15 protein-coding genes and 1 tRNA gene are annotated in these 18,529 nt (G+C 63.6%); 10 read left to right on the forward strand and 6 right to left on the reverse strand.

Going from position 1 to position 18,529, the window contains the following annotated elements; genetic code table 11:
* Positions 1-16 precede the first annotated feature (16 nt).
* Positions 17-3,250: a TonB-dependent receptor gene (locus QMK33_RS10980; RefSeq protein WP_283564630.1), complete on the forward strand. Its 3,234-nt coding sequence runs from the start codon at positions 17-19 to the stop codon at positions 3,248-3,250.
* 172 nt (positions 3,251-3,422) lie between these two features.
* Positions 3,423-3,496 (forward strand) — tRNA-Ala (locus tag QMK33_RS10985).
* A 92-nt stretch (positions 3,497-3,588) separates the two neighbouring features.
* Here the strand turns inward: QMK33_RS10985 and QMK33_RS10990 are convergent.
* Both QMK33_RS10990 and QMK33_RS10995 read right to left on the reverse strand, forming a co-directional pair.
* The gene (locus QMK33_RS10990) at positions 3,589-4,002 is read right to left on the reverse strand and encodes an EamA family transporter (RefSeq protein ID WP_283564631.1); all 414 of its coding nucleotides are present in this window, start codon (positions 4,000-4,002) and stop codon (positions 3,589-3,591) included.
* Positions 4,003-4,081: 79 nt separating this feature from the next.
* Entirely contained in the window at positions 4,082-4,525 is a 444-nt protein-coding gene (locus QMK33_RS10995; RefSeq protein WP_283564632.1) for a Fur family transcriptional regulator, read from the reverse strand.
* 135 nt (positions 4,526-4,660) lie between these two features.
* Between QMK33_RS10995 and QMK33_RS11000 the strand changes: the two genes are divergently transcribed.
* Both QMK33_RS11000 and QMK33_RS11005 read left to right on the forward strand, forming a co-directional pair.
* Positions 4,661-6,274, forward strand: coding sequence for an ArnT family glycosyltransferase (locus tag QMK33_RS11000; protein WP_283564633.1), 1,614 nt, complete (start codon positions 4,661-4,663; stop codon positions 6,272-6,274).
* Positions 6,271-7,158, forward strand: coding sequence for a lysylphosphatidylglycerol synthase transmembrane domain-containing protein (locus QMK33_RS11005; protein ID WP_283564634.1), 888 nt, complete (start codon positions 6,271-6,273; stop codon positions 7,156-7,158). The genes QMK33_RS11000 and QMK33_RS11005 overlap by 4 nt, the downstream gene beginning before the upstream one ends.
* Before the next feature lie 68 nt (positions 7,159-7,226).
* Here the strand turns inward: QMK33_RS11005 and QMK33_RS11010 are convergent, their stop codons facing one another.
* The 3 genes from QMK33_RS11010 to QMK33_RS11020 all read right to left on the reverse strand — a co-directional run bounded on the left by QMK33_RS11010 (position 7,227) and on the right by QMK33_RS11020 (position 9,728).
* Complete coding sequence (locus QMK33_RS11010) at positions 7,227-7,808, reverse strand: hypothetical protein (protein WP_283564635.1); 582 nt, start codon at positions 7,806-7,808, stop codon at positions 7,227-7,229.
* 70 nt (positions 7,809-7,878) lie between these two features.
* Entirely contained in the window at positions 7,879-8,682 is an 804-nt protein-coding gene (locus tag QMK33_RS11015) for a carbohydrate deacetylase (RefSeq protein ID WP_283564636.1), read from the reverse strand.
* Positions 8,683-8,735: 53 nt separating this feature from the next.
* Complete coding sequence (locus QMK33_RS11020; protein ID WP_283564637.1) at positions 8,736-9,728, reverse strand: glycosyltransferase family 2 protein; 993 nt, start codon at positions 9,726-9,728, stop codon at positions 8,736-8,738.
* 130 nt (positions 9,729-9,858) lie between these two features.
* On the opposite strand from QMK33_RS11020, the gene QMK33_RS11025 reads away from it, so the two are divergent.
* The 4 genes from QMK33_RS11025 (at position 9,859) to QMK33_RS11040 (ending at position 15,184) form a co-directional block, all read left to right on the forward strand.
* Complete coding sequence (locus tag QMK33_RS11025) at positions 9,859-11,694, forward strand: penicillin-binding transpeptidase domain-containing protein (protein ID WP_283564638.1); 1,836 nt, start codon at positions 9,859-9,861, stop codon at positions 11,692-11,694.
* 33 nt (positions 11,695-11,727) lie between these two features.
* A complete protein-coding gene (locus QMK33_RS11030) occupies positions 11,728-12,033 on the forward strand; it encodes a hypothetical protein (RefSeq protein ID WP_283564639.1) in 306 nt (101 codons plus the stop codon).
* 266 nt (positions 12,034-12,299) lie between these two features.
* Entirely contained in the window at positions 12,300-13,595 is a 1,296-nt protein-coding gene (gene rodA / locus QMK33_RS11035) for a rod shape-determining protein RodA (RefSeq protein WP_283564640.1), read from the forward strand.
* A 188-nt stretch (positions 13,596-13,783) separates the two neighbouring features.
* Positions 13,784-15,184: a hypothetical protein gene (locus tag QMK33_RS11040; protein ID WP_283564641.1), complete on the forward strand. Its 1,401-nt coding sequence runs from the start codon at positions 13,784-13,786 to the stop codon at positions 15,182-15,184.
* A 968-nt stretch (positions 15,185-16,152) separates the two neighbouring features.
* Here the strand turns inward: QMK33_RS11040 and QMK33_RS11045 are convergent.
* Positions 16,153-17,376: a DUF8457 domain-containing protein gene (locus tag QMK33_RS11045; protein WP_283564642.1), complete on the reverse strand. Its 1,224-nt coding sequence runs from the start codon at positions 17,374-17,376 to the stop codon at positions 16,153-16,155.
* Between the two features lie 49 nt (positions 17,377-17,425).
* Here QMK33_RS11045 and QMK33_RS11050 point away from each other — a divergent pair, with 49 nt between their 5' ends.
* On the forward strand, positions 17,426-17,698 hold the full coding sequence (locus QMK33_RS11050) for a 2Fe-2S iron-sulfur cluster-binding protein (protein ID WP_283564643.1): 273 nt from the start codon (positions 17,426-17,428) through the stop codon (positions 17,696-17,698).
* A gap of 130 nt (positions 17,699-17,828) precedes the next feature.
* Positions 17,829-18,458 (forward strand): thymidine kinase, encoded by a 630-nt coding sequence (locus QMK33_RS11055; protein WP_283564644.1) that lies wholly within the window; start codon positions 17,829-17,831, stop codon positions 18,456-18,458.
* Positions 18,459-18,529: the final 71 nt, after the last annotated feature.

Consider the following 18,529-nt stretch of genomic DNA (forward strand, 5'->3'; position numbering starts at 1 on the left):
ACCCTTTTTTCATTTTATGAGAAATCTACCTTTACGCCACTTTACCCTGCTTCTGCTGCTGCTGCTGACGGCCCACCTGGGCTGGGGGCAGGGAGCCACTACGGCTTCTATTAATGGCATCGTAACCGACGGCAAGGGGGAGGCCCTGCCCGGTGCCACTGTGCTGGCTATCCACACCCCCACTGGCACCCAGTACGGGGTTGGTACCAACGCCGACGGCCGCTACAACATCCAGGGCATGCGCGTGGGCGGTCCTTACACGATTAAGGTGTCGTTTGTGGGCTACCAGGATGGCACCCGCAGCAACATTGTGCTGGCGTTGAGCGCTAATCTGCGCCTGGACTTTCCGCTCAGTACCTCCACCACCGAGCTGGGCAACGTGGTCGTGACCGGTCGCCCCGACCCCACCATCAACGCTGGCCGCACTGGGGCTGCCACCAACGTGAGCCGCGAGCAGATTATGCAGCTGCCCACCCTGAGCCGCTCGCTTACCGACTTCACCCGCCTCACGCCGCAGGCCGGCGGCGGCGGCAGCTCGTCGTTTGGCGGGGCCAACAACCGCTACAACAACATCACCATCGACGGGGCTGTGAACAGCGACATCTTTGGCCTGGGTACCACTGGTGCTCCCGGCGGGCAAGCGGGTACTAACCCCATTGCCCTCGATGCCATCGACCAGATTCAGGTAGTACTTGCGCCCTACGACGTGACGCTGGGCAGCTTCACCGGGGCCGGCATTAACGCCGTAACCCGCTCGGGCTCCAACGACTTTTCGGCTTCTATCTACGGCTTTGGCCGCAACCAGAACTCGGCCGGCAAGAGCGTGAACGAGCCCCGCACCAAGCTCGATGAGTTTTACAACTACCAGACTGGCTTTCGGGTCGGTGGCGCCCTGGTGAAGGACAAGGTATTCTTCTTCCTCAACGGCGAGATTGCCCGCGTGAGCGCCCCGCTGGGCTTCCAGCCCGGCACGCCCGACTCAAAAATTGCCGTGGCCGACCTGCAACGCATTGCCACGGCCGCCAACACGGCCCAGTATGACAACTACGACGTGGGCAGCTACGGCAACTTCAACCGCCGCACCCAGAGCAACAAGATTTTTCTGCGCTTCGACTTCAACCTCTCGGAAAATAACACCCTGACGCTGCGTCACAACTATGTGAATGCGTTTGATGACAACCTCACGCGTGCCAGCAACAACTTCCGCTTTGGCAACAACGCCTACCAGTTCAACAACCTCACCAACAGCACGGTGGCCGAGCTGAACTCGCGCTTTGGCGGCGGCTTCTCCAACAAGCTGATTCTGACTTATACCGCCATCCGCGACTCGCGCGGCGTGGTGGGGGCGGCCGGCCCGGCCTACCAGATTCAGACCAACGGCATTACCTACAGCCTGGGCCAGGAGCGCAGCTCGGTGGGCAACGAGCTTGACCAGGACATTGTGGAGATTACCGACAACCTGACCAAAGCCTACGGTAAGCACACCTTCACGGTGGGCACCCACAACGAGGGATACAAGTTTCGCAACCTGTTCCTGAACAACGGGGCCGGCTACTACCTGTTTGGCGATACGGGCACCCCTAATACCCCTGCCTACCGCACGGGCATTCAGAACTTCGAGAATGGCTTGTCTACCCGCGTGCAAGCCAGCTACCCCCTGACCAATGGTGGGGAGGCCCGCTTCAAGGCGGCCCAGCTGGGCTTCTACGTGCAGGATGAGTACACGCCCGTGGAGAACCTGCGCCTGACCTTGGGCATGCGCATCGACATCCCCGTGTTTGTGGACAAGCCCGGCAACAACGAAGGAGTAGCCGCGCAGTTTGGCGACCAGTACCGCACCAGCAACACCCCCAACGGCCAAGTATTGTACTCGCCCCGCGTTGGTTTCAACTGGGACGTGAACAACGATTCAAAAGTGCAGCTGCGCGGTGGCACGGGCATCTTCACCGGCCGCGTGCCCTTCGTATGGCTGTCGAACAGCTACACCAACAGTGGCCTGATTCAGGGTGCGGTTGACCAGACTGGTACGCCCGCCATGCCGGCTACGCCCACCTCGCCCGCCGTGCCGGCCTCTCCCACGCTGCCCTTCGTGCGGCTCACGCCGGGGCAGATTGCCTCCGATTATAACTCCTTGCGCACTTCCCAGATTAACCTGGTGCGCAACGATTTCAAGCTGCCGCAGGTGTGGCGCTCTAACCTGGCCGTGGACTTCCGCCTGCCGGGCGACATCGTAGCGACGCTGGAGGGTATTTATACCAAGACAATTAACGATATCTACTATAAGGACCTGAACCTGACGGCTCCCGTGGGCCGCCTGGCTGGCCCCGACCAGCGCCCGGTATACGCGGCTTCCACCGCACTGCGCCGGGCTAACCAAAGCTACACCAACGTGTACTTGCTCGATAACACCAGCAAGGGCTACCGCTACAACGCTACCTTCCAGTTGCAGAAGCGCTTCGTGGGCGGCCTGAACACTACGGCGGCCTACACCTACGGTGTATCCAAGGAAATCAACAGCGGCGGCAGCAGCACGGCTTCATCGAACTTTGCCTTCAACCAAGTAGCCTACGACCCCAATAACCCTGAGCTGGGCTACTCGCGCAACGACCAGCGCCACCGCGTAATCGCCAGCACGGGTTACACCTTTAACTACGCCGGCGGCGCAATGGCTACTACTTTCACTGCCTTCTACGAAGGATTGTCGGGCCAGCCGATAACGTATATCTACGGGCAGAATGGAGACCTGAACCGCGACGGTAATAACAGCAATGACCTGCTCTACATCCCGACCAATGTGCGCGACCTCAACCAGATTCGCCTGGTTTCGAATGATTCGCGCACGGTAACCCAGGTGCAGGACCAGTTGGATGCCTTCATCAACAACGACCCTTACCTGAGCACCCACCGCGGCCAGGTAGCCGAGCGCTTTGCCGCCCGCCTGCCCTGGACGCACGAGGTAGACATCCGCGTAGCCCAGGACTTCAACTTCATGGCCGGTGGCAAGAAGAACTCCCTGCAGATTACGTTCGACATCTTCAACCTCGGCAACCTGCTCAACCAGAACTGGGGCCGTCAGTATTTCGTCTCGAACCAGGCAGTTGAGTTGCTGCGCGCCGAGAGCACCGGTCCTAACGTGCAGCCGACCTTCTCGCTCCCGGCTTCATTTGCCACCACCAACCGCTCGTATGACTTCTCGAACCTGGGTTCGCGCTGGCAGGGGCAGCTGGGCGTACGCTACAGCTTCAACTAAGCACTGCGGTACCAACTGAGTTAAAAAGAGCGGGGAAATTTCCCCGCTCTTTTTTTTGGGCCTGATTCTGCGGTAGTTGCGAAGAATGTTGCCCCTGGCGCTTGCATAAGCCGAAAACTACCGTACTTTTGTTAAACCAAAGCGCAATAGGCACCTTGGTAAAGCCAAAAACGGGGGATTAGCTCAGTTGGCTAGAGCGCTTGCATGGCATGCAAGAGGTCATCGGTTCGACTCCGATATTCTCCACTCCCGTTTAATAAAAAGCGATTAGTAGCCTCGGCTGCTAATCGCTTTTTGCGTTTGCGCTGGTTACGTAACGGCTTCTCACTGAGCGCTCCTCACAGAATGAGTACCAGCGTGCCGCCAACAATGAGGGTGGCCCCCAGCGCCACTTTCAGCGTGAGGGTTTCGCCCAGAAATACCACCGACAGGCCAATGGCCAGCGCCACGCTCAGCTTATCGACCGGGGCCACCTGCGACACCTTGCCCAGTTGCAAGGCCCGGAAGTAGCACAGCCACGACAGCCCCGTGGCCACGCCCGATAGCACTAGAAACAGCCAGGTGCGCGGGGCCAGCGTGAAAATATCGGCCGGGTTGTCTTTGGCAAACACGATGCCCCAGGCCACCACCAGAATAACCACCGTGCGAATAGCCGTGGCCAGGTCGGAGCTGACGCCCTTGATGCCCACCTTGGCCAGCACCGCCGTAAGGGCCGCAAACACGGCAGAAAGAAGGGCGTAGGTCCACCACATATCAGTTAGCAGTTAACAGTGAGCAAGTAGCAATTCGCTCGCAAGGACAACCAGCTTTCTGGTGAAAACCTGAGCGGGCTTAGCTCTGGCAAAACTGGCAGGTGCCCGAGAGCAGGAAGTCGCGCCGCTGGGCCTGGAAGCCGCCGGGCAGCTGCACCACCGGAATGGCTACCTGGCTCAGGCAGTACGTGTGGCTACACACGTCGCACTTGAAGTGCACGTGGTTGTCGAAATGCGCATCGGCCGAGCACTCGATGGAGCAGGCGGCGTAGCGCAGCACGTCGGTGTCGTCGATGACGCGGTGAATGAGGCCTTGCTGCTCAAAGCTTTTGAGCGTGCGGTAAAGCGTGATGCGGTCGGTGGCCGTGCCGATTTCCTGCTCAATCTCGGCCCCGGTGAGGGCGTAGCCTTTGCCGCTGAGGGCAGCCAGCACGGCCCGGCGCACGGGCGTCTGGCGCAGGCCGTGGCGCAGCAGCGTCTGGGTGAGGCGGTCGGGAGCAGGGGGAGCGGAGGGAGACGACATAAACCAAACTTACGAAAAGATAGGGAGCCCGCGGGCCGTAAAGTGCCCGGCAGCGGGGGGCGTACCTTTGCAGCGGCGGGGCCGCCAACGGCCCAACCCCTACCAGGAACGCCCCTGACCAACTTAACCAAACTTGTGGTAGAATCGTTAGCCCGCCGGGTAATTAGTGCCCTTAGCCAGCGGCCGTGGTGGGTGGCGGCCCTCACGCTGGCCCTGGCGCTGCCCGCCCTGCTTGTGCACCTGGGCTGGCAGCCGCTGCTGGTCGATGAGCCCATCCGGGCGCTGGTGGCGCTCGAAATGCACTACTCGGGCCACTTCTTCTCGCCCACGCTGCTGGGCCTGCCCTATTACAACAAGCCGCCGCTGTTCAACTGGCTGCTCATTGCGCTGTTTCGCCTCACGGGGCGGCAAGATGAGTGGGTGCTGCGCCTGCCCACCATTGCGGCGCTGCTGCTTTACACCACCGCGCTGTGGCGGGTGCTGCGCCCGCAACTGGGTAGCCGCCTGGCCTTTACGGTGGCGCTGGCTTTTGCTACTACCGGCCGGGTACTGTTCTACGATTCATTTCTGGGGCTGATTGACCTGTGGCACGCGGGGCTGACGTGGCTGGCCTTTATGGCCGTGTGGTACCTGGGGCAGCGCCAGCAGTGGGCGCGGCTGTTCATTATCACCTACGCGCTCACGGCGGTGGGCTTTTTGCTTAAGGGCCTGCCTTCGGTGGTGTTTCAGGGGCTGGCGCTGCTGGTGTATTGCCTCGATACCAAGCAGTGGCGGCGCTTATTCGGCTGGCAGCACGTGCTGGGTGTGGCGGTGATGCTGAGTATTGTGGGCGCCTATTTCTTCGTGTACAGCCGCCACAACTCGCTCGAAGTGGCCTTGCAAACGCTGTGGTCGCAGTCGAGCCAGCGCACGGTGGCCGCCCAGCCGCTGGCCGATTCGGTGCAGTACGTGCTGCTGTTTCCCTTCGATTTTATCAAGCACTTCCTGCCGTGGTCGCTGCTGGTGGGCTGCCTGCTGGTGCCGGGGGCGCGCCGGCTAGTGATGCAGCAGCCGTTTTTGCGCTACAATGCGCTGCTGTTTCTGGCCATTTTGCCGGTGTACTGGCTGTCGCCGGCCACCATTCCGCGCTACCTGTTTATGCTGGTGCCGCTGGGGCTCACGGTAGTTATTGCGCTGTATGCGCAGTACCAACCGGCTGGTACGCGCCCCACGCGCTGGCTCGACAGTATTCTGCTAGGATTATTGATAATCTGCACGTTAGGAATACTGTCTCTGCCTTTTGTGGCGCTCACGCGGGTGGTGCCGGGCGCGCTGGCCTGGACGTTGGGCCTGTTTGCGGTGCTGGCGCTGGGCACCTACCTGTTTTGGCGGCTGGCCGACTACCGCCTGCTGGTGCTAGCCTACTACCTGCTGGTGCTGCGGGTGGGGTTCGATATCTTCATCTTCCCGGCCCGCATGCAAACCTCGGCCGAGGTGGCCTACCGCACGGCCGCCATCCGGGTGGGCCGCGAAACCAAGGGCCGCCCCCTGGTGATGTATCCCCACGGGGGCCCGCTCGACAACGTGGAGGCCTTCTACATTGCCCGCGAGCGGGGCGAAACGCTCACCTACGCCCCGCTGCCGCTGCGCCCCGGCGTTCTGTATATTATTGATGAGCGTTACCTGCACGGCCTGCGCTACCGCACGCTCGACCGCTTTACCATTGATGCCCACGTCACCTTCCGGGTGGTAGAGTTTCAACTGCCATGAGCGCCGCCTCCGACGAAGTAGCCGCTAGCAGCGCACCAGCTTGGCGGCGGCATATACTGCTGGTAGTCAAGCTATTGTTTATGGCCGCTGCGCTGTGGCTGGTGGCCCGCCACCTCGACCTGCCGGCCCTGGCCCGCACCCTGCGGCGGGCTCGGCCGGGGTGGCTACTGCTGGCGGCGGCACTCTTCACGCTCTCGAAGCTGATTGCATCGGTGCGGCTCAATACGTTTTTTCGCACGGTTGCTATTCAGCTTACCGAGCGCTACAACCTGCGGCTGTACTGGCTGGGCATGTTTTACAATTTGTTTTTACCGGGCGGCATCGGGGGCGACGGCTATAAAGTGTACCTGCTGGGCCGCGAGTTTCCGGGGCGGCGGGGCGTTATTTTTCGGGCCCTGCTCCTGGATAGGCTCAGCGGCATGGTGGCGCTGCTGGTGCTGCTGCTGGGGTTGTTTGCGGCCACCGACTACCCCGGCTGGTGGCAGGCCGGCGCGCTGGCGCTGGTGCCGCTGGGCCTGGGCTTGAGCTACGGGCTGGGCCGCTGGCTATTTGGCGAGTTCCGGTGGGTGTTTGGGCGCACTTCGTGGCAGGCGCTGGGGGTGCAGGGCGCGCAGGTGCTGTGCGCCTGGGCCCTGCTGGCGGCATTGGGCGCGGCCGAGGGACCAGTGCTGCCCTACCTGCTGGTGTTTCTGGCGTCGAGTATTGCGGCGGTGCTGCCCCTCACGGTGGGTGGGCTGGGGGCCAGGGAGCTCACGTTTTTATACGGAGCCAAGCTATTTGCTCTGAGCGTGCCGGTGGCGGTAAGCGTGAGCGTGCTGTTCTACGTGATTACGGCGCTGGTGTCGCTGGTAGGGGCGGGGGTAAAAATGGGCAAGAATGGCTAGCTGAAGCGGTTTTCAAAATAGCACTGGCCAGTGGCAACCAGGCAGGCGTACGCTACCCGGAAATCGCACTACGCAGCGTCGAACCTAGCCTGCAAGGCAATGGCGGCTTTGGTTAACTCAGCAGCCCAGGTCGGCGAATTGTTAGTTGGGTTCGTGATTCGCTGGATAAGCGTTTCGGCCAGGGCCCGCAAGTCAGCCAGCCGGGAGGCCGCCGGGGGCGACCAGGTTTTGCCGGTGCGAAAGCCACTGCCTTTTTGAAAGGCAGTGAAATAGCAGTATGTGCCATCGAGGCTGATACCGGGCTTTTCGGCGTAGCGGGTTTGGCCCAGGGCAGCCCAGCATACCGCCGCCAGCGCCTCGGCCAGTGCCGCCGGCAACTCCGCGTTGTGGGTAGCGAAGGTAACCGGCGCATCCAGGGGCCGGCGCATAGCCTGCCAGATGCTTGCCTTTGCTACGCGGCAAACGGCGTAATGGCGTTGCCAGTCCTGGCCAACCCACAGCGCGTACTCCATCCCAAAGGAAGGCAGCACGACGAGGCCCGCCAGCGGTGTATCGCTAAAATCGGCCAGCAACGTTTGGCGCAGCCGGGTATGGTAAGCGTGGCTGTACCCGGTAAAATAGCCGTTAACCGGCTCTAGATAATCCTGCATTGCGGTAAGGGGAGGATAGGCCAAATGCCTGACATAAAGCTAGCTACCAAAGGCAGGCTAAACATTGGCCTTACACCGCCGCGTAGCTCACCAGCTCGCCGCCTAGCTCGCGCAGCAGCTCCCGCGCCGCGCCGCTGCGCCAAAAAGCATATTCCGGCACTCGCATCAGCGGCGAGCCGGCCCGCTCGCTCAGGCCAGGGTGACTCATAAACTCCACTAAATCATGCTGTTGAAAGGCGGCGGCTACCCCGCGCCGAAAGCCCGCCGCGCTGGCCGGCTCGGTCGAAAACGTGCTCACCAGCGCGCCCGGCGCCGCAAAGCCGCGCAGGGCATGGCTGCTGCTGCGGGCGAAGGCTTGCAGCACCAGCCCGCGGCCGTCGCGGCGGCCGGCGGCCGTGAGGCGGCGCACCCGGCCCACGCCCAGCTCGCGCAAAATGCCCAGCAGCGCCGGCCCTAGCAGCGGGTATTGGTGCAGGTGCTGGTGGCTATCGGCGTGCGTGAGCACGAGGCTGGCCCCGGCCAGACGGTGCAGCTGAGCGGCTATTTCGGTTTTCAATTCGGCGCGCCGCACCTGCCCGCGCAGGTAGCGCTGCCACAGCTGGCTGGAGGTATAAAACTGACCATCAACATTTACTAGCGAGGGTACGGCCGAGGCGGCGCTCAAGGGCTGGCCGGCGTTCAAAGTAAGGTGCAGGCCCACGGACAGGGTAGGGGAGGCCAGTTGCCGCAACTCGCGCAGCTCGGCGGCGCTGGCAAAGTTGGCCATCACGGTGGTGCTGCTCACCTGCCCGGCCGCGCCCAGCTCCAGAATGGCTTGGGTAGCGGGCGCGTCCCAGCCATAATCGTCGCAGTTGATGATGAGCTTTTTTAACATGGTGAATGAGGCATTTTGCCCTGGCGATTGCCGCGCGCCAATCGCCAGGGCAGTTAATCCTTATTTCCTGCTAAATGCCTCACTACGTAGGGCTTGCGCGTGCGCCGCGAGTAGTAGTTATACATCCCGATTTCGGCTAGCACGCCGAAGCAGAGCAGGAAGATGCCCGCCATTATCAGGAACAGGCTGAAGATGAACTCCAGCGGGTAGCGGGCCTCAATGTTGAGCCCGAAAAAGATGGAGCGCACCAGGAACTGCCCCGCCAGCCCGCCGCCCAGCAGCAGGCACAGCAGGCCCGAGAGCCCGAACAAGCGGAATGGCTTGCGCGAGTGCACAATGAAAAAGCGCAGAATAAACAGGTCCAGAATAACGTAGAAAAGCTTGCTAATCTTGTAGTTACTCTGTCCAAACTGCCGCTCGTGAATTTCAATTGGAAACTCGCAGTAGCGCAAATTCTTGCGGGCCACCAACGCGCCCAAAAAGCGGTGGGCATCGCCGAGCATCTCCACGTTTTGTACCAGGTAGCTGCGGTAGGCCTTGTAGGTGGCCCCAAAGTAGCGCAGCTGCACCCCCGACAGCCGCCGGATGATGCCGTGCGCCGTGGTGGCCAGCGCCGTGGCAATGGGCCCCTCGGGGCGCTTGGCCTTGGCCCCGCCCACCATGTCGTAGCCCTCGTTGATGAGGCTGATAAACTGCGGAATGTAGGCCGGGTCGTGCTGCAAGTCGCCATCCATGGCAATGATGACCTCGCCCCGCGCCTGGGCAAAGCCGGCGCGCAGGCTCAGCGTCTGGCCGTAGTTGCCGGCCAGGTCGATGGCCACCAGGTGGCGGTCGTGGGCGGCCAGCTCGCGCATGATGGTCCAGCTGCGGTCGGTGCTGCCGTCGTTCACCAGTATCAGCTCGTAGTCGTAGCCGTGCTGCTGCATCACGGCCCCCACCCGGCTCACGAGCTGGGCCACGGTGTCGGCCTCATTATACAAGGGCGCTACCACCGAAATGAGGCCGGCAAAGGCGGTGTTGGTAGTAGGGGTGACGAGGGGCGGCATGGGCAGAGGGTGAAACCACAAAGGTACTGGCGCGGGCGTGGCAGCCTCGCGCCGGGCCCCGCGGGCCAGTAAGCTCAACCAGTGAATGATTCGGCACCGTCCCCCGTTAAGGCAGTTGTAACTTTGAACTATGCAATACCTGGAAGGCCGGCGCTACGTGGTGCTGGCAATTTTTACCCTCGTGGGGGTGCTGTTTGCGAGCCGGCTGTTTTACTTACAGGTGCTCGACGACTCCTACAAAACGGCGGCCGACCGCAACACCTTGCAGCGGCAGGTGCAGGTGCCCTACCGCGGCCTCATCTACGACCGCCACGATTCGCTGCTCGTCACCAACACGCCCGTGTACGACCTCATGGTGGTGCCCCGCGAGGTGAAGCACCTCGACTCGGCCAGGTTTTGCCAGGTGATGCAGCTGCCCCTGGAGGACCTGCGCCTGGGGCTGCGCGCCGCCCGCGTCTACTCGCGGGTGCGCCCCTCGCCACTCATCCAAAACCTGAGCACGCCCGAGCTGGCCGCCATTCAGGATAACCTCATCAGCTTTCCGGGCTTCCGAGTGCAGGCGCGCATGGCCCGCGCCTACCGCACCCAAAACCTGGCCCACGCCCTGGGCTACGTGGGCTCCATCACGCCCAAGCTGCTCGAAGCGCCCAAGTACGCGCACTACGCGCCGGGCGAAAACGTGGGTATTTCGGGCCTCGAATCGTTTTATGAGCCCGTGCTCATGGGCCGGCGCGGCGTGCAGTACCGGCTCGTCAACGTGCGGGGCATCGACAAGGGCCCGTTTCGCGGCGGGCAGTTCGATACGCTTTCGCAGGCCGGCCAGGACCTGCACCTGAGCATCGACGCGGGCTTGCAGGCCTACGGCGAAAAGCTGCTGGCCGGCCGGCGCGGCTCCATTGTGGCCATCGACCCCAAAACGGGCGAAATCCTGTGCTTCGTGTCGGCCCCGCGCTTCGAGCCCCAAATGCTGACCGGCAAGGGCATGGGCAACCGCTACATGGACCTGCTGCGCAACCCCGACCGCCCGCTCTTCGACCGCCCCCTGATGGCTACCTACCCGCCGGGCTCGGTATTTAAGATGGTTAACGAATTGGTGGCCATGCAATTAGGGGTAGTAAATGCCAGCACGGGTTTTCCTTGCGACCAGCACCTCATCCGCTGCACCCACAACCACGAGTACCCCAGCAACCTCAACATCGCCATCAAAAACAGCTGTAATCCCTACTTCTACCAGGTAATGCGGGCGGCAATCATGCGCGGGCAGTCCAAGAACAAGTTTGAGGATGCCCGCCTGGGCCTGGGCCAGTGGCAAAAAATGGTGAAAACCTTTGGCCTCGGCGAGCGCCTGGGCGTGGACATGGGCCACGAAAAGCGCGGCCTCATCCCTTCGCCCGAGTTCTACGACAAGCTGCGCGGCTACCACCACTGGAACTACAAAACGGTGTACTCGCTCAGCATCGGGCAGGGCGAAATCGGCATTACGGGCTTGCAAATGGCTAATGTGCTGGCCACCATTGCCAACCGCGGCTACTACTACGCGCCCCATTTTGTGCGCGGCATTGGGGCCAGCGGCCAGCCGCTACCCGAGTACCAGCAGCGCCACTACACGGCCGTCGACACCACGCTTTTCAAGTACGTTATTCCCGGCATGCAGCAGGTGGTGGATGGCCGCGGCGGCACCGGCTCGTTTGCCAGCCTGGCGCAGTACGGCATTTCGGTGGCCGGCAAAACCGGCACCGTGCAAAACTCGCACGGCCCTGACCACTCTACCTTCGGCGCGTTTGCCCCCGCCAACGACCCCAAAATCGCCATCTCCGTCTTCATCGAAAACGCGGGCTTTGGGGGCACGTTTGCCGCCCCCGCCGCCGGCCTCATGATGGAAAAATACCTGCGTGGCAAAGTGGGCCGCGGCCGCCAGCGCTGGGAAAACTGGGTGATGTACGGCACCGCGCCCACGCACCACTAATAACAGCCGGCCCCTCTAAAGCGACCTAACCTTATGACGGCAACCGAAGCCTTGGCTGTTGTGTGCGATTGCCTGCTGGGGCCCGGCGCTATCCCGGCGCAGCTGCGCCAGGGCCTGGGGTTGGATAAGCCGCGCTTCGCGGCGTTGGTAGCCGCGCTGCGCCTGCTCACCAGCCACTACGCCCCGGCCACCGAAGTGCCCAAGCGCCTGGCTTTATGCCTGGTAGATGTGTACGGGGGCTTCTCCTTCAGAGAAGGCTTTTACCCAGGCCAGCAGGCAGCGGAAATAGAAGATGCGGGTATATTATTGCAAAATATTGCTAATGAGTTGTTTAGCTAAACAGGCTGCCCCGGGTTAGCCGGCCGGCCAATAAAGACCCAGGGTGGTGGTTTAGCTGCCTTCAGGTGGTGCGGGGGGCACGCGCCACGGCGCGTTTGGCGCCTACTAGTTCGGCCCCGGTTGGTGAGCGAGGGCACGCGCCGTGGCGCGTGCCTACTGCAAAAAAAATATTATTCGCGCGGGTTCAGCGTTTGGTAGCTTGGCCGGCGGCGCGGCACCGTACCAAACTCGTGCCCGCCCTGCCGACCTTTGCGCAAAGTTTCCTAATGTCCCCCGTTACTCCCCGTTCCTCGCGTAGCATCGACTGGCCGCTGCTGCTTATTTACCTGGTGCTGGTGGGCCTGGGCTGGGTGGCCGTGTACGCGGCCAGCTACTCGCCCGATGCGCCGGCCCACCCGCTTTCCGCGCTCAGCTTTTCGGAGCTGATGGCTTTCAACTGGTTCAAGCAGCTCATCTGGATGGGCACGGCGGTAATCCTCATCGCGGTGCTGCTAGTGGTTGATTATAAGGCCTATGACACGCTGGCCTACGTGCTCTACGGCGGTATGATAGTGCTGCTGCTGGTGACGCTGGTGGTAGCGCGGCCCATTGCGGGCTCGCGCTCGTGGCTGGAGTTTGGGCCGGTGCGTTTGCAGCCGGCCGAGTTTGCCAAGTTTACCACTGCGCTGGCTGCTTCGCGCTTCATGGCCGGCATCAACCTGCGCAACCAGAACTGGCGCGACCAGGCCGTGCTGGCCGGGCTCACGCTGCTGCCGGTGGCCCTCATCCTGGCCAGCAACGAAACCGGGCAGGCGCTGGTGTTTGCGGCGCTGCTGCTGGCGTATTTCCGCGAGGGCATGTCGCCGATTATCCTGCTGCTGCTGGCGGCGGGCGGCATTATTTTGCTGCTGGCGCTGCTAGTGCCCAAGCTGTGGCTGGTGGGCGGCTTCACGGTGGTGCTGGCCGTGGCGTTTTTGCTGAATTCGCGGCTGTGGCGCCACCACCTGCCGCTGAGCCTGGGGGCCTGGGCGCTGGTTATCAGCATGGTATTCGGGGTCGATTTCTTCTTCAACAACGTGCTGCAACCCCACCAGCGCCAGCGCATCGAAATGCTCATCGACCCCGGCAAAGACCCGCTGGGTAAGGGCTGGAACGTGACGCAGAGTAAAATCGCGCTTGGCTCGGGCGGCTGGTTTGGCAAGGGCTTCCTCAACGGCACCCAAACCAAGTTCGACTTTGTGCCCGAGCAAAGCACCGACTTCATCTTCTGCACCGTGGGTGAGGAGTGGGGCTGGGCCGGCTGCCTGGTGGTTATCGGGCTCTATCTCACGCTATTGTGGCGCATCTTGCTGGTGGCCGAGCGCCAGAAATCCGTGTTTAGCCGCACCTACGGCTACTGCGCGGCCAGCATCCTGTTCGTGCACTTCACCGTGAACCTGGGCATGACGATGGGCCTGATGCCGGTGGTGGGCATTCCGCTGCCGTTTTTCAGCTACGGCGGCTCGTCGCTGTGGTCGTTTACTATTTTGCTTTTTGCGCTGCTGGCCCTCGATGCCCACCGCAAGCAGGACCTGGTGCGCTAGGCGGCGCAAAAGCGGGCTGCTTGCGCAGGTACCCGCCGCGTAAGCCCTACGTAGAGTGGGCTTTAGCTTACCAGTAGCTGGGCCTTGTATTGAGTATTCTATTGATAGTAAGTAATTTATAAGATTCTGTCGGGTAAGCTAAAGCTTGCCCGACATCCCGGCTGCCTACCCCCCAAGCCCGCCAACTCATGCAGAATCTTGTTAGGTTGCTGGCCCCCGGCCGCTGGCTCAGTTTACCTGGAGGCGTGTGGCTGGTGCTGCTGCTAGTGCACGGCCTGGCCGCCACGCATGCCCTGCGCACGGGCCACTACTGCTTCCCCGACTCTGGCCGTTACGTGCAGGCTGCCCAGAACATGGGGCAGCGCGGGCAGCTCTATGCGCAGCCCTGGCCAGCGGGCCTACCCACCGGCCGGGCCGTGCAGGAGTTTAGTATTCGGCCGCCGGGCTACCCGGCGTTGCTGTGGCTGTTGGGCGCGCCAGTAGGGGTGCTGCTGCTGCAAAATATGCTGAGCATAGTCGGCTTGGCGGCGGTGCTGAGTGGGTGGGCGGCCCGCCGGGCCCGGCCACCGGGCCTCGGCGCGTGGTTGGCAGCGCTGGGGCTGGTCCTCAGCTTTCCGGCGCAGTTTATCTACGCCAATGCCCTCATGAGCGAGCTGCCGCTGCAAGCCGTGCTGCTGCTGGGGGTAGGGCTGGCGGGGGGCTTCGCGCGTACCGGGCGCCTGGGCTACCTGGTGGGGGTGGCCGCCTTGCTGGTAGCCGCCTGGCTACTGAAGCCGGTTTGTGCGCCGTTTACAGTGGTGTTTTTGGCCATGGCCAGCTGGCTGGCCTGGCGTCGGCACCGCCCGGCGCTGCTACTGGTAGGAGGGCTGCCGTTGCTGCTGGCCCTCAGCTATATGGGCTGGAACTGGCAGCGTACGGGCTACCTGCATTTCTCCAGCATCAGCACCATCAACCTGCTGCACTACAACGCGGCGGGCGTGCTGCGCCAGGCGCAGGGCCCTGCGGCAGAAGAGGCCTGGGTGGCCCAAACGCTACGGGTAGCTAATGCGCAGCCCTCCTTTGGGGCGCGCCAAGCCTCCATAGAGACGGCAGCCGTGGCCATGTTGCGCCGCTACCCGCTACGCTACGCGGGGCAGCATTTGCTAGGAATGATAACGTTTTTTATTGACCCCGGCCGGTTTGATATGAGTGTTTTTTGGGGAAAAAACCAGTCCGCTGGTTTGCTCGCCGCCCTGCGGGGCCAGGGCGTAGCCGGTGTGGTGCGGGGGCTGGCCGGGCAGTCTATGCCGCTGGTTACCCTGCTACTGATAACATTGCTAGCCAACGCCTTACGTCTGGTGCTGGCTTTGCGCGGCCTGTTGCGCCCCGCTACGCCAAGTGCCGCCGGCCGGGCAGACTGGCTGCGGATTGGTGCGCCCGCCGGCCGGTGGCTGGCGGCTGCCCTGCTGGGGTATTTGGCGCTGCTTACTGGTCCGCTGGGGGCGGCGCGCTTTCTGGTGCCGGGGTGGCCGCTGCTGCTAGCGCTGGCACTGCACGGGCTGCCCCAACTTGCAGCACCCACCCCCCCGCCAACGCCAGCGCAGCCGTGAAAACCGGGGCCAGCAAGTAGCCCATCCGCCCCAGGTCGCCGGAGAGCAGCATGTGCACGGCCACTATTACCAGCAGCCCCGCCTCGGGCGCGCCCAGCACCGGGGCCAGCGCCCGCCGCCCGGCCGGCCGCACCAGGGCCGCCAGCACCGGCAGCCAGAATAAGCCAAATATGCTGAACAGCTCGGCCCCGCCTTTCACCGACAAGGCCCGCCGCAAAGAGTAAGTGAAGTTTTCGACGTGCGATAGGGCATTGGTTACGCTGGTGCTGGGGGCTGCGCCGGCCGCTTTATCAACCCAGTAGTGCGCGGCTGCTAAAGCGGCCAGGCCCAGGCCCAGCGCCAGCGCCTGCCCCCGCCAGCCCAGCGCCCGCCGGCCGTACCAGGCCACCCACGGCAGCAAAAACACGAACGACTCCTTGGCCAGCGGCCCTACCAGTAGCGCTGCGGCCACGGCCCAGCCCGCCCCCGCGCCGCGCCGGGCGGCGTAGTAGCTCAGCCCAAAAACCAGTAGGTACAGGCTGTCGGTGAGTGGCAGGCCGGCCGCGTAGCCCGCCCAGCGGCTGCTGAGCACCGCCACCAGCGCCAGCGCCGCCGCGCCGGCTGGCGCGCCCGCCCGCCGGGCCCCACGGTAGAAGCACGCGCCGGCCGCCCCCAGCAACGTGCAGTTAACCAGGTAGAAAGCCAGCCGTAGCGGCCACTCGCCGGCCGGCCGCGTGGAACCGGCCGGGTCGCCGAGCACTGCCAGCGGCCGGGCCAGCGCCCCGGCGGCTAGTGGCACCAGCAGGCGGTAGCGCCGCGTCACGTTCACGCTGTCGAGGCGTCCGCTGGCCAGGCGCAGGTAGCTGCGCGTGTCGAGCGAGTGCGAAAAATCGTAGTGCCGGTACAGGGGATAGGCGGCGTTGAGCAGCACGCCCAGCGCCAGGGCCCAGGGCAGCAGCCAGCGCCGGGCGGCCGCCCAGCCCAGCCTGCTACTCCCCGGCAAACTTGCGCTCAATCAGCTTGAGCAGCTTACCCACGTGCTCTTCCTTGCGGCTCCAGTCGTGCTGCGTGCTCAGCTTCTGGCGCACGTAGGCCACGGCGGCCTCCACGTCGGGCAGCGCGTCGAGGTGCTGAATGGCCGCGTGGTACTCCATGTTTTCGCCGTTAAACAGCTCATTGATAAAGCTAAAGCGCTGGTTGATGGAGATGGCCTCGCGCAGGCTCACTACCTTGGGCGCGCCGCGGCTGGCCAGCGTGGCGTTGCCGCCCTGGGCGGCTTCGCGCAGGGTGTCGGCCAGGTGCGTGGTGGTGGGCTGGGTTGCCTTGAGCTTGGCGTAGAGTGGGGCTTCGGCCGGCGTGGGGGCTGGGGCCTCCGGTAGGGGCGGAGCGGGGGGCGCACTAACGGACGGCACCACGGTCGGCTCGGCCACGGGAGCCGGTGCGGGCTTTACCTCGGCGGTGGGCGGCGCTATGGCGGGCGCCGCCTTGAGAGCAGGCGGCGCTACCGGGTGGGCGGCTACCGGCGCGGCCAGCGCACTGGCCGTGGCGGCCGGTTTGGCCGGGCCGTCGTCCCAAAGGTCGGCCTCGGTGAGGGGCAGTAGGGGGTTGAACTCCAGTATCAGCTGCGCTAAGGCTGGCAATTCTTGGTGGTGTGCGGCCTGGTAGAGGTCGAAGCGCTGGCGCAGAAAGTCGCGGCTGAGCGGGGCGTTGCCGGTGGGCAGGCTGTTCACAAAGCCCTCAAAAAATCCTTTGGCCTGGTCGAAGTAGCGCAGGTAATCGCGCAGGGCAGCCACGGGTACCTCGTCGTCGGCCTCGGGGCCGGCGGGTGGCAGCAGCAGGCGCTCGAAGGCCGCGGCAGGGTTAGTAGCCAGCACCAGCGTGCTTGCAATGGCCTGGGCCAGCAGCGGCTCCCAGGCGGCCCGGTCGAGGCGGATATGGCGCGAAAGCACGTTCATAAACTGCCCCAGCGCGGCGCGCACGGGTGCCGCCTCAAAGTCGAAGTAAGGGCTGCGCAACTGGCTGGCTTCCTGCTGCCAGCGGCCCAGCAACTGCCGCAGCACCAGCAGGTTTACCTGCCGAATGGGCGTCACCTTCAGCAGCGCCGGGCCATCGAGTGTGGCATTGGGCTGCGCCCCAAAAAACTGCTGGCCGAGCCGGGTAGCCAGCCGGCGGCCGTATTGCTCGCACTTGGCGAGGCTATATTTGTCCTCCATAGCGTGGGCCGGCCGGTAGGCCGGTTTCGTGTGCCAAGTTAGCCACAAAATGCCCCTGCTGACCATTGCGGGCCTGCCCGGCCCCCCACTCGACGTGCCCGCCGGCCGCACCGTGCTGGCTGCCATTCATGCGGCCGGCCACGATTGGTGGCACGCCTGCGGAGCCAAGGGCCGCTGCACCACCTGCCGGGTGCGCGTGCTGGCCGGGGCCGAAACCCTTGGCCCGCCCACCGCCCCCGAGCTACGCTACCGTGCCGCCGGCCGCCTCGGCGAGCACGAGCGCCTGGCCTGCCAGGCCCGGGTGGGGGAAGCAAGCGCGTAGCGGAGCAGCTGGTGGCGCGACATCGGCAGGCGATGCCGTACTTTGTAGAAGATACCGTTTTAATAGTGAGCGAATGCGACCGCTAGCCGGATTACGCGCTCACGCATCCACTCATTCGCCCATTCACCCTTTGTTCACCGAGCCCCGCCGCCTGTCCGACTTTCCGCGTCACCGGGGCTGGCTGGAAGTCGTGTGCGGCTCCATGTTTTCGGGTAAAACCGAAGAGCTGATTCGCCGCCTCACCCGCGCCCGCATTGCGCGCCAGCGGGTCGAGATTTTCAAGCCCGCCCTCGACACTCGCTACCACGCCCAAGACGTGGTAAGCCACAACCAAAACAGCATCCGCTCCACGCCCGTGCAGTCGCCGGCCGAAATCCTGCTGCTGGCCGGGGGCAGCACCGACGTGGTGGGCATCGACGAGGCCCAGTTCTTCGACGAGAGCCTGGTGGAAGTATGTAAGCAGCTGGCCGATAGTGGTATACGCGTTATTGTGGCCGGGCTGGACATGGATTATCGTGGCCAGCCCTTCGGCCCCATGCCCGCCCTGCTGGCCACCGCCGAGTTTGTAACCAAGGTGCATGCCGTGTGCGTGTGCTGCGGCGAGCTGGCCGCCTACTCGTACCGCATTGCGGCCAGCGAAAAGCAGATTTTGCTGGGCGAAACCGATAGCTACGAGGCCCGCTGCCGCCCCTGCTTTTTGGCTGGCGCGGCCATTAAGCCCGTGAGCGACGAGCAGTTAGCCATAAATAAAACCAAGTAGACAGGAAGAAGCCGGACACTGCCGCAGCGGGTGGCGGCAATGTCTGGCACGGTTCAAACGTTGGGCAGTGC

Origin of the sequence: Hymenobacter sp. H14-R3 (genome assembly GCF_030063445.1) — a bacterium.
Lineage (GTDB): Bacteria > Bacteroidota > Bacteroidia > Cytophagales > Hymenobacteraceae > Hymenobacter.